Here is an 11,467-nt window from a genome sequence, read left to right as displayed (position 1 = left end):
TGTGTATAGGAGACGTCCTGCGACCAGGCCGCCAGCGGCGCCAGCAAGGCGAGCGCCAGGATCGCCGCGTGCCGGCGCGGCCCCCCGACGAAACGCCTGGTCCCGTTCATGGCTTGGGCTTGGCCAGGCCCACGATCACCGACGTGGTGCAGTGGAAGATGGACGACTCGTTCGACATGCACCAGTTCACGTCGTTGTGCAGGAACATCTGATAGCCCGGACGCTCGCGCTCGGCCGCCGCGCACATGCACTTGCCGCAGGCGGTCTTGCCGCAGCAGTCGTTGTAGCTGATCAGGTAGTCCTTGCCGTCCAGCGGATTGTGGCAGGTGCCGACCCAGGACACGGCCGACGGCGAGGTGCCCGGCGGGCAGGACGTCATGCTGCCGCCGCAGCAGGAGCACAGGAAGCCGTCCACCGCGCAGTAGCGCCAGTAGTCGCAGGCAGTCTCGTCGGTCTGCGGCTTCTTGGCGGCAGCGGCTGGCGCCGCGCGCGCCACCGGCAGCACCGGCATGATGAAGGCGGCGCCGACGAACAGGCGGCCGATGCGGTTGAGCACGCTGCGCCGCGAGGTGGCGTGGGCGACGGAGCGCGCGGCGCGCTCCCCAAGCTTATCCAGCCAGTGCATTGCGGTTCTCCTTGCGCGAAATGCGGGTCTCGTCCAGGGTCGCGCCAGTGGCCAGGAATTCCTGCACCGACGCCACGCCCAGTTCCTTGGCGGTGAAAAGGCTTTCCAGCTGTTCGCGGGAATTGACCAGGCCCTTGGCGCGGATCGTGCCCGACTCGTCGATCAGCACCGCGTAGGGCAGCTTGCTGATCTGGAACTTCATGCCCAGCTCGGTGGACAGCAGGTACGGGAAGCGCTCCAGCCCCGCCTGGCGGTAGAACGCCAGGTGCTCCGGCATCTCGCCGTCACTGGCCAGCACGATGCGCAACCACGCGTGCTCGGTGCCGGCCACCGACTTCAGGATGGGCAGCAGCTTCTTGCACACCGGGCACGACGGCGACAGGAAGAACAGCAGCTGGCTCTGCGCGCCGCCGCCACCCACCGCGACCGGACGGCCCAGCAGGTCGTTGATGTCGAAGCGCGGCGCGGCCTCGCCCACGGCCGGGCCGCGGTCCATGGTCAGCGCGCCCATCGGCGCGACGCGTTCATACAGCACGCCGATCTGGCGCGACAGGGCCAGGATGACGAGCACCAGGCACAGCAGCACGCCCCACAGCAGGAAATTGGAAATGATCAAGGCATCCATGTGACGCTCCCTTCAGATTGCTTGCAGCTTGAGATGCGAAGCCAACAGGTGGTTGGCCGTGAAGTACAGGGCGACGGCGCTCGCGGCCAGGCCGAACACCGACGCGGCGTCCGTCCACAGCAAGCCGCGCGACAGGCCGGCGGCGCCGGCCGCCAGCACCGGCGCGGTCCAGGCCGCCAGCGCCACGTTGCGCGCCACCAGCCACCAGGACAGTCCGGTGCCGCGCGCGCCGGGCCGGCGCGACATCGGGCCGGAACAGCCGCAGTCCAGGTCGCGGCGGCCGCGCGCCAGGTTGAACGCCAGCCCGGCCGTGGCCGTGGCCAGCACCAGCAGCGCCAGGCCCGCGCCCGCCGGCTGCCACGCTGGCGTCAGCAGCAGCGCGCCCGCCGCGACTTCCGCCAGGGCGAACAGCAGCGCGAACGGCGCGCTCAAGCCGGCCGGCAGGATCTCGTAGGCCGACACGGCGGCGGCGAAGCCGGGCAGGTCGCGGAACTTGTCCAGCGCGCCCAGCAGCAGCACGCAGGCCAGCGCCGCGCTGGCCGAGTAGAAGAGCACGGGGTCGGTCATTTCGCCGCTCCCGTCCAGGGCTGCGGCTCGACCTGCAGCGCCGTCTCGCCCGCGCCCTTGATGGTGCCCTTGAGTACCGGCGCGGCCGGCGCGGCGTCGTAGACATTGACGTTGCCGCCATCGATGGTGAAGAGCCGGGGCTTGTCGTCCTGCGACACCGACATGGACAGCGCGCCCTGGCCCGGAATGCGCGCCACGCGCTTGCGCGTGGCCAGGTCGTAGACCCAGATCTCGGCGGCCGGCGTCTTGTGCGTGCCCTCGGCGCCGTTCGGGTGCATGCCCACGTACAGGCGCTTGTTGGCCCGGTTCACCGCCAGCACGTTGTAGCCGCCCGGACGCCAACCGCGATCCTTGCCGGACTTGTCCAGCAGCGACCAGGACTCGCCCAGGGTCACGTCCTTGGCGCCGATGTCGGCGCTGTACACATTGCCCTGGTAGGACACGAAGTAGAAGGTATCGCCGACGTTCTCGGTGTGCGTGAAGATCGGATCCTTCTCCACGTCGAACAGCGGCTTGCTGCGCTGCTGGCCTGCTGGCTTGCCGCTGTCGTCCAGGTCCACGGTCAGCAGCGCGCCGTCGCCGCAGATGCTGGCGAAGCCGCGCGGCCGCGACGGCGGCACGATGATGCTCCAGCAGCCGGCCGTGGCCGTGACCTCGTCGGTGAACTTGCGCGTCTTCAGGTCCACCACCGTCACCGAGGTCGCCGGCGTGGCGTTCTGCACGAACAGCAGGCCGCCGTCGGTGCTCTGGCGCAGGTAGTTGCGGTAGTTCAGGGCCTGGGCGCGCTTCTCGGGAATGGCCACCTCGTACTTCGGCGTCAGCGCCTCGGCGTCCCAGGCCTCGACCACGTCGATGCGCTTGCCGCGGTTCAGGCGTTCGTAGTAGGACGTCATCACATAGATGTCCTTGCCGTCGTTCGACACCGTCATGTGCCCATTGAAGGACGTGGGCACCAAGCCCAGGAACTTCAGGCTGTCGCCGTCGTAGAGGTTGACGCGGCTGTCCACCAGGTGGTTGAAGGCCGCGTCCATGACGTACAGGCGATGCGGCGTGGCCGGCGGCAGGCGGGTGCCGCCCTTCAATTCCTCCACGGGCAGGTCCGCCCAGGACGCGCCGGCGGCGGTGGCCAGCGCGGCGCACAGCGCCCAGCCTCCCGCCCGCGCGGCGCGTGTTCTTGCACGTAGCGCACTCATTGTCTGTCTCCTTTCATGATCCTGTTCCTAGAATGCGTAGACATAGCGCATCTGCACGCCGCGCATGCGCGGCCCGTTCTCGACCTTGAGGTCGTGGATGTACTGCAGCTGAATCTGGTTCGACGGATTGATCTGGTGCGTCAGCTCCAGCGCCAGCTGGTGATTGCGCGCGCGGCTGGTCACCGTCTGGCCGCCGGAGCGTTCGCGCCCGCCAGTCTCATAGCGGTAGCGCACGCCGGTGTAGGTGTTCTCGGTCAGGTTGGTCGAGGCCAGCGCGAACAGGCGCAGCGACGGATCCTTCTTCAGGGTCTGGCCAAACCAGTCGGTGTTGCGGCCATAGATCTCGACCTCGGCGATCGCTTCCAGGAAAGTGGACTCGCCCACGCCCTGCACGAAGGAAAAATCCTGCACCGTCGACCAGCGGTTCTTGCCCGGCGACACGTCCGGACGCGAGCCGTCGTAGCGGCCCACCGGCACCGTGATGAAGGGCTCCCAGGCGAACCAGGTCTTGGTCTGGTCGTTGTTGTAGAGCCAGATGGCCGAACCCAGCGTCACGTCGCCGATGCCGGACTTGCGGTCGCGCGGCGCGCCGGGCGCTTCCTGCGTGGTCCGGCTCATCGGCACGATGAATTCCAGCTGCACGGTCTTGCCGTAGAAATCGCGGTAGTGCATCTGGCGGTAGATCAGCATGTCCACGTCCACCGACACGCCGTCCGCGCGCTTGCCCGCCGTGTACACGCCGGACGAACGCAACCCCGCCATGTAGCCGGCGATGATGTTCGTCCCCACCGGCGCGGGTATCCAATCGCGCGCGCTGGGGTCTCCCGCCCACGCCGCCTGCAAGGCCCCGGCACAGGCCAGCGCGAACGCCGCCCCTGCGCGAGACCGGAAACCGATCTTGCCTGCCATGCACTTCCCCTTGGTTGTCGACGCCGGCGCGGCCGCCGTTGTGTCCCGGTCTGATCCGCGCGCGCCGTTTTTGGTGTTCTAGCCTAGTAAGCGATGCAAACCGATTTCTTCTCCAGGTACATGTCCATCACGGCGCGGCCGTGCTCACGGCCGATGCCCGACTGCTTGAAGCCGCCGAACGGCATGTTCGGATCCAGCATGTTGTGCGTGTTGACCCAGACCGTGCCCGCCGCGATGCGCGGGATCAGGCGCTGCACGCGCGACAGGTCGTTGCTCCAGATGCTGGCGCCCAGGCCGAAGACGCTGTCGTTGGCCAGACGCACCGCGTCGTCCAGCGTGTCGAAGGGCTGCGCCACCACCACCGGGCCGAAGATCTCCTCGCGTACGATGCGGGCATCGGGCCGGACGTCGGCGAACACCGTGGGCCGCACGAAATAGCCCGCGCCCGCGCCGGCCTCGCCGCCCGCCATGACGCGGCCGCCTTCGGCGCGGCCCAGGCCGATGTAGTCCAGCACGCGCTGCTGGTGCCGCGCAGATACCAGCGGACCGACCTGCGTGTCGGCGTCGAAGCCCGAGCCCAGCTTCATGCTGGCGGCCACGTCGGCCAGCCCCTGCGCCACCTTCTGGTACAGGCCGCGCTGCACATACAGGCGCGAGCCGGCGGTGCAGACCTGGCCCTGGTTGAAGAAGATCGCGGCCGCCGCGCCCTGCACCGCGCGATCGACATCGCAGTCGTCCAGCACGATCACCGGCGACTTGCCGCCCAATTCCAGCGACACGCGCTTCATGTCGTCGACGGCGGCGCGGCCGATCAGCTTGCCGACCTCGGTGGAGCCGGTGAAGGCGATCTTGTCCACGCCCGGATGCGCGACCAGCGCGGCGCCGGCGGTTTCGCCCCGGCCGGTGACCACGTTGACCACGCCGGGTGCAAAGCCGGCTTCCAGCACCAGTTCACCCAGGCGCAATGCGGTCAGCGGCGTTTCCTCGGCGGGCTTGAGCACCACGGTGCAGCCGGCCGCCAGCGCCGGCGCGATCTTCCAGATCGCCATCAGCAGCGGGAAGTTCCAGGGAATGATGGCACCGACCACGCCCACCGCCTGCGGCAGCGTATAGGCGCTGTACTGGGTTCCCGGCGGAAAGGGGATGGACAGCGACAGCGTCTCGCCCGTGATCTTGGTGGCCCAGCCGGCCATGTAGCGCAGCCATTGCGCGCCCGCGCCGACCTCCAGCCCCTGGGCCACGCCCAGCAGCTTGCCGTTGTTCAGCGTTTCCAGGCGCGCCAGCTCGGCGCCGTGGCGCTCGACCAGATCGGCCAGCGCCAGCAGCAGGCGCTCGCGCCCGGACGGCAGCATGTCGCGCCAGGGGCCGGATTCGAACGCGCGCCGCGCCGAGCGCACCGCCTGGTCGATCTCGGCGGCGCCGGCGTCCGGCACGCGCGCGATGATCTCGCCGGTGGCCGGATCATGGACCGCGATGGACTCGCCCTGCCCCGACCGCACGGGCTGGCCGTCGATGAGCATGTGCTCGCGGATGGCGCCCAGTTCGGGACGTTCGGCGGCGGACGGAGTGAGGGTGGACGGCATGCTGGCGCTCCAACGGATAGGTGGAGGCCAGGATAGCGCCGGCGTCCGGCGGACACTTGTCGGCGCGTGCATGGGGATTTGTCATTCTGCGCACAGGCCGCAAAAGGAAGCGGCCCGGACGCCGCGAGAGCATCCGGGCCGGATCGTGGCTCGGCGCCCGCCAGGGAGCACCGCCCGCGCGGGGTCGATCAGTCCAGCATCAGCACCGTCGCGCCGGTGGTCTTGCGCGCCGCCAGCGCGGTCTGCGCCTCGCCCGCCTGCTCCAGGCCGTAGCGCTGGTCGATGCGGACTTTGATCTTCTTCTTCAGCACCAGGCCGAACAGCTCGTCGGACGCGGCCTGCAGCTTTTCCAGCGTGTTCACGTGCACGCCCAGCGACGGACGCGTGACGTACAGACTGCCCTTCTGGTTCAGCACCGCCAGGTTCACACCGGACACGGGGCCCGAGGCATTGCCGAAGCTGACCATCAGGCCGCGCGGTTCGATGCAGTCGAGCGAGGTTTCCCAGGTGTCCTTGCCCACGCCGTCGTACACCACCGGCACCTTCTTGCCGCCAGTCAGCTCAAGCACGCGCTCGGCCACGTTCTCGCGCGAGTAGTCGATGGTTTCCCAGGCGCCGTTGGCGCGCGCCAGCTCGGCCTTCTCGGGGCTGGAGACCGTGCCGATCAGCTTCACGCCCAGCGCCTTGGCCCATTGGCAGGCGATCAGGCCCACGCCGCCGGCGGCGGCATGGAACAGGATGGTCTCGCCGCCCTGCAGGCGGTAGGTCTGGCGGAACAGGTACTGCACCGTCAGGCCCTTGAGCATCAGCGCGGCGGCCTCGTCGAAACCGATGCCCTTGGGCACCTTGACGACCTGGTTGGCCGGCACGTTGCGCGACTGCGCGTAGGCGCCGATCGGGCTCTGGCCGTAGGCGACGCGGTCGCCCTTCTTCAGGTGCTTGACGTCGGCGCCGACGGCGGTGACTTCGCCGGCGGCCTCGAAGCCCAGGCCGTGCGGCAGCGGATGCGGATACAAGCCCGTGCGGAAATAGATATCGATGAAGTTCAGGCCGGCGGCGTGCTGGCGGATGGTGACTTCATTGGCGGCCGGCGGCGGCACTTCCACCTCGGCGAGCTTCAGGACCTCGGGACCGCCATGCTGCTCGATACGAATTGCCTTGACGAGATTGCTGGCCATGCTGGCCTCCTTTCATGCGAGTGATGCGTGAGGGAATAACGCGGATAAAACGAAAATCGGTATTCAGCGCGCGGGCCTGGCGCCGGCCGTCAGCACCAGCACGCCGGCCAGCACCAGGGCGGTGCCCGCCATCTGCCACGCGGTGATCGGCTCGTCCAGGAACCAGGCCGCCAGGAACAGCACCGACACCGGGCCGACCATGCCCAGCAACGAGGCGGTCGGGGCGCCGATGCGCGCCACTGCCCACATCAGCATGAACACCGGCACCACGGTATTGAGCGTCGCATGGATCAGCGAGTAGCCGTAGACCCCGGCGGGCTGGAGCAGCATCGTAGCGGGATGCACCGCGAAGAACTGCGCGATGCAGGCCACGCAGGACACCAGCATGGCATAGGCCACCAGCCGCGTCGCGCCGACCCGCTTGATCAGTTCCCCGGAACAGATGAGATACACAGAATAGCTTGTCGCCGAGGCGAAAACGAACAAAGACCCTAACAGCACCTCGCCGCCCCCGCCAAAGCTCAGATCGTGGGCGAACACCAGCACCACGCCGGCATAGGACAAGGCCATGGCCAGCCACTGGCGGCGCGCCACCGGCCGCTTGAGCCAGAAGGCCGACATCAGCACCACCAGCGACGGCGACAGGAACAGGATCAGGCGCTCCAGGCTGGCGGTGATATAGCGCAACCCGAGGAAATCCAGGAAGCTGGACAGGTAATAGCCGATCAGGCCCAGCACGCAGACCTGCAGGCGCTCCCGGGCGCTCAGGGCGGGGATCTCGCCACGGGCGGCGCGGCGCGACTGGTGCCAGGCCACGGCGGCGAAGAACGGCATGGCGAACAGCATGCGAAACGCGATCAGCGTGACCGCGTCGATGCCATAGCGGTAGGTGAACTTGACGACGATCGCCTTGGCCGAGAACAGCACGGCGCCCAGCGTCGCCAGGCAATATCCCGCCGCGCGGCTGGACGGATGGCTCAGGGGCAAAAAACGGGCAAGGCGATTCATGCGATGATTTTAGTTTCAGCGCGCGCCCTTCCGCGCGCCCTGCCTGTGCATTCATCTTTTCCGCAACGCCCCTTCCCTCGCAGCATGACCCGACAACGCGCCCTGACCTACATCCACATCGCCGCCGTGCTGTTCGGCCTGACCGGCGTCTTCGGCGAACTGATCCAGGCCGGCGCCGTGGTCATCACCATGGGCCGCGCCGTCTTCGCCGTCGCCGCGCTGGGCCTGTTCGCCCGCATGCGCCGCCGCCCGCTGCTGGGCGCGCTGACGCCGGCGCAGCTGTTCGTGCTGGTGATCTCCGGCGCCTTGCTGGCCGCCCACTGGGTGACCTTCTTCGTCTCGGTCAAGGTCGGCGGCATCGCCATCGCCACGCTGGGCTTCGCCAGCTTCCCTGCCTTCATCACCCTGTTCGAGGGCCTGATCTTCCGCGAGCGCGTGCGGCCGGCCGAATGGTTGCTGCTGGGCCTGGTCACCGCCGGCCTGGTGCTGGTGACGCCGTCCTTCGACCTGGCCGACCAGGGCACCGTCGGCCTGGCCTGGGGCCTGCTGTCCGGCCTGACCTTCGCCCTGCTGGCCCTGAGCAACCGCCGTTCAGCCTCCGGCATGGATCCGATGCAGGTCGCCTGCTGGCAGAACCTGGTGGTGGCCCTGGTGATGCTGCCCTTCGCGGCGGCGCAACTGCCCTCGGTCGCCGCGGTGGACTGGCTCTGGCTGGCGCTGCTGGGCGTGTTCTGCACCGGGCTGTCGCACTACCTGTTCGTGTCCAGCCTGACCCGTCTCAACGCCCGCAGCGCCGGGCTGGTCATCGCGCTGGAGCCGGTCTACGCCATCGCCTTCGCGTGGGCGCTGTTCAGCCAGCAGCCCACGCCGCGCATGCTGGCCGGCGCCGCGCTGATCGTGACGGCCATCGTCTGGTCCGGCCTGCGCAAGGCGGCCGCGGCCTCGGAACCTACCGCACAGTAACAGCCTTGACAATAACTGACTAGGCAGTAAAATTCGGCCTCATGAATGCCGAAACACCCAATCCCGACGCCGTCGTCCACTATCGCGGCAACGACAGTTGCATGACGGAAGACAACGCCGGCTACCTGATCAAGCTGGTCTCTTCCTCGCTGAACCGCATGCTGGATCAGGAAATGGCGCCGCTGGACCTGACCGCCATGCAATGGCGTCCCGTCGCCATGCTGTATCGCGGCCGCGCCGACACGCCCGCCGAGCTGGCGCGGCTGACCGGTACGGACACCGGCGCCATGACGCGCACGCTGGATCGCCTGGAAGCCAAGGGCCTGCTGCGGCGCAACCGCAGCCAGACCGACCGCCGCGTGGTCAAGCTCGAACTCACCGAGCTGGGTGAAACCAAGGCGCGCGAGATTCCGAACAACATCGCCCACGTGCTGAATCATCACCTGCGCGGCTTCAGCGCCGACGAGGTGCAGCAACTCAAGCACTTCATGATGCGCATGCTGGCCAACGGCTCGGCCTGTAGCAGCGCGCCCGAGCGCTGACGCACACGCGCATCCCCGCCCAGGCGGGTTTTCTTTGGCATAATATCTGCCTAGGCAAATACAGATTAATCAATTACTTTCAGCAAACCGTCAGGATGAAACGCCTTCTCACTACCGCTTTAGCGCTCGCCCTGAGCGGCTGCGCGCTGATGGAACCCGGCCCCGAACCCGTGCCGGCGCTGGACGCGACCAAGCTGGGACTCACCGGCCAGAATGCGCTTTGGCCCGCCGACCACTGGTGGCAGCGCTACGGCGACAGCCAGCTCGACGCCCTCGTGGATGAAGCGCTGGCCAACAGCCCGTCGATGAGTTCCGCCCAGGCCCGCCTGGCCCAGGCCAATGCCGCCGTCAGCACGGCGCGCTCGTCGCTGCTGCCCAAGGTGGACGCCAACTACACGCTGAACCGCGAGCACCTGTCCAAGCAGTACATCTATCCTGCCCCGCTGGGCGGCTCGGTGGTCAGCGACAACCGGCTGGCGCTGGATTTCAGCTATGAACTGGACCTCTGGGGCAAGAACCGCTCGCGCCTGAAATCAGCGGTCTCGCAGCAGGCGGCCGCGGCGGCCGATGCGCAGGCCGCGCGCAACCTGCTCGCCAGCGCCGTCGTGCGCGCCTACCTCAATCTGCAGAACGGCTTCGCCCAGCGCAGCGTGCTCAAGCGCGTGCTGGCGCAGCGCGCCGACGTGCTCGAACTGACGCGCGGCCGCTACTCGGCCGGCCTGGACACGCAGGTCGAGGTCAAGCAGGCGGAATCATCGCTGGCCGCGGGCAAGGTCGAACTGACGCAAGTCGAGACCACGCTGGCGCAGCTGCGCAACCAGGTCGCGGCGCTGGCCGGCGCCGGCCCGCAGCGCGGCCAGTCGCTGACCGAGACGGCGCTGGTCGCGCCGGCCGGCGGCGTGCCCGCCAGCGTGCCGCTGGACCTGCTGGGCCGTCGTCCCGACGTGGTGGCCGCGCGCTGGCGCGCCGAAGCCGCGCGTCACGCCATCGACACCGCCAAGGCCGAGTTCTATCCGAACATCAACCTGACCGCCTTCGCCGGCTTCCAGGCCATGGGCACCGGCAACCTGCTGGACGCTGCCTCGCGCATGGCCGGCATCGGTCCGGCGATCTCGCTGCCCATCTTCCACGGCGGCGCGCTCAACGCCAACCTGGCGGGCCGCCGCGCGGACGCGGACCTGGCGATCTCGGACTACAACCAGTCCGTGCTGGACGCCGTGCGCCAGGTGGCCGATGCGCTCGACGGCCTGCGCCTGCTGGACCAGGAACGGGGCGAGCAGCGCCAGGCGCGCGCCGCCATCGACGCGGCCTACGACCTGGCCGTCAAGCGCTACAAGGCCGGCATGGGCAATTACCTGTCGGTGCTGATCGCGCAGACGGGCGTGCTGACCCAGGCCCGTCTCGACACCGACCTGCGCATCCGCGCCTACCAGCTGGACGCCGACCTGGCCTACGCACTGGGCGGCGGCTACACGCCCGCCGCGCCCGCCGCCCCTGACGCCCAGCCCGCGCCCGCTGGCGCCACCACTCACTGACCGACCCGGATTCAGACGTCATGAACGCTCCCGCTACCAATCCCGCCCGCAAACGCCTGCTGCTGCTCGCGACCGGCGCTTTCGTGCTCATCGCCATCGCCTACGGCATCTGGTGGGCCCTGTTCGGCGCCCATTTCGAAAACACCGACGACGCCTACGTGCACGGCAATCTGGTGCAGATCACGCCGCAAGTGCCCGGCACCATCGTCGCCATCGAGGCTGACGACACCGAGACCGTGGCCGCCGGCCAGCCGCTGGTGCGCCTGGATTCCGCCGACACCGACGTGGCGCTGCAACAGGCCCAGGCCAAGCTGGCCCAGACCGTGCGCCAGGTCCGCACCTATTACGTGCAGAACGATGCGCTGGCCGCCGACGTCGACCTGCGCAGCGCCGACATCGTGCGCGCCCAGGCCGAGCTGGCCCGCGCCCAGAGCGACGTCAGCCGCCGCCAGCAGCTGGCCAAGTCCGGCGGCGTCAGCGGCGAGGAAATCCTGCACGCCGAAGCCGCACTGAAGTCCGCGCAATCCGGCCTGGCCCAGGCCAAGGCCGCGCTGGCCGCCGCGCGCGCCAAGCTCGCCACCAACCAGGCGCTGACCCAGGGCACCGACGTGGCCGGGCACCCGGACGTGCAGCAGGCCGTCGCCGGCCTGCGCAATGCCTGGCTTGCGCAATCGCGCACCGTGCTGCCCGCGCCGGTCGGCGGCGTGGTGGCGCGCCGCAGCGCCCAGGTCGGCAAGCG

12 protein-coding genes are annotated in these 11,467 nt (G+C 68.9%); 4 read left to right on the top strand and 8 right to left on the bottom strand.

The features are described 5' to 3' along the window. Positions 1 to 106 precede the first annotated feature (106 nt). From AC6LJ9_RS29195 to AC6LJ9_RS29160, 8 genes are all read right to left on the bottom strand, one after another. Positions 107 to 625: a methylamine dehydrogenase light chain gene (locus AC6LJ9_RS29195; RefSeq protein ID WP_103275383.1), complete on the bottom strand. Its 519-nt coding sequence runs from the start codon at positions 623 to 625 to the stop codon at positions 107 to 109. Then, entirely contained in the window at positions 609 to 1,250 is a 642-nt protein-coding gene (gene mauD, locus AC6LJ9_RS29190; RefSeq protein ID WP_212318744.1) for a methylamine dehydrogenase accessory protein MauD, read from the bottom strand. Before mauD ends, AC6LJ9_RS29195 begins: the two co-directional genes overlap by 17 nt. A gap of 12 nt (positions 1,251 to 1,262) precedes the next feature. Continuing rightward, entirely contained in the window at positions 1,263 to 1,817 is a 555-nt protein-coding gene (locus AC6LJ9_RS29185; protein WP_498150267.1) for a MauE/DoxX family redox-associated membrane protein, read from the bottom strand. Further along, positions 1,814 to 3,010 (bottom strand): amine dehydrogenase large subunit, encoded by a 1,197-nt coding sequence (locus AC6LJ9_RS29180; protein WP_498150266.1) that lies wholly within the window; start codon positions 3,008 to 3,010, stop codon positions 1,814 to 1,816. The genes AC6LJ9_RS29185 and AC6LJ9_RS29180 overlap by 4 nt, the downstream gene beginning before the upstream one ends. Before the next feature lie 27 nt (positions 3,011 to 3,037). Then, complete coding sequence (locus AC6LJ9_RS29175) at positions 3,038 to 3,919, bottom strand: transporter (protein WP_212318750.1); 882 nt, start codon at positions 3,917 to 3,919, stop codon at positions 3,038 to 3,040. 83 nt (positions 3,920 to 4,002) lie between these two features. Further along, the gene (gene styD, locus AC6LJ9_RS29170; RefSeq protein WP_498150265.1) at positions 4,003 to 5,502 is read right to left on the bottom strand and encodes a phenylacetaldehyde dehydrogenase StyD; all 1,500 of its coding nucleotides are present in this window, start codon (positions 5,500 to 5,502) and stop codon (positions 4,003 to 4,005) included. Between the two features lie 188 nt (positions 5,503 to 5,690). Further along, positions 5,691 to 6,680, bottom strand: a complete 990-nt coding sequence (locus AC6LJ9_RS29165; protein ID WP_212318754.1) for a quinone oxidoreductase family protein — start codon at positions 6,678 to 6,680, stop codon at positions 5,691 to 5,693. Between the two features lie 63 nt (positions 6,681 to 6,743). Then, the gene (locus tag AC6LJ9_RS29160; RefSeq protein WP_212318756.1) at positions 6,744 to 7,688 is read right to left on the bottom strand and encodes a DMT family transporter; all 945 of its coding nucleotides are present in this window, start codon (positions 7,686 to 7,688) and stop codon (positions 6,744 to 6,746) included. Between the two features lie 84 nt (positions 7,689 to 7,772). Between AC6LJ9_RS29160 and AC6LJ9_RS29155 the strand changes: the two genes are divergently transcribed. The 4 genes from AC6LJ9_RS29155 to AC6LJ9_RS29140 form a co-directional block, all read left to right on the top strand. Next, positions 7,773 to 8,651 (top strand): DMT family transporter, encoded by an 879-nt coding sequence (locus AC6LJ9_RS29155; RefSeq protein WP_498150264.1) that lies wholly within the window; start codon positions 7,773 to 7,775, stop codon positions 8,649 to 8,651. Positions 8,652 to 8,752: 101 nt separating this feature from the next. Then, complete coding sequence (locus tag AC6LJ9_RS29150) at positions 8,753 to 9,193, top strand: MarR family winged helix-turn-helix transcriptional regulator (RefSeq protein WP_233772925.1); 441 nt, start codon at positions 8,753 to 8,755, stop codon at positions 9,191 to 9,193. Positions 9,194 to 9,288: 95 nt separating this feature from the next. After that, a complete protein-coding gene (locus AC6LJ9_RS29145; protein WP_498150263.1) occupies positions 9,289 to 10,728 on the top strand; it encodes an efflux transporter outer membrane subunit in 1,440 nt (479 codons plus the stop codon). Between the two features lie 20 nt (positions 10,729 to 10,748). After that, on the top strand, positions 10,749 to 11,467 hold a 719-nt coding region (locus AC6LJ9_RS29140; RefSeq protein WP_498150262.1), incomplete at its 3' end, for an HlyD family secretion protein.

It is taken from the genome of Achromobacter sp. 1011811831 (assembly GCF_059760905.1).
Note: the sequence above shows the minus strand (reverse complement) of the source record. Positions and strands in the feature narration are given on the sequence as shown.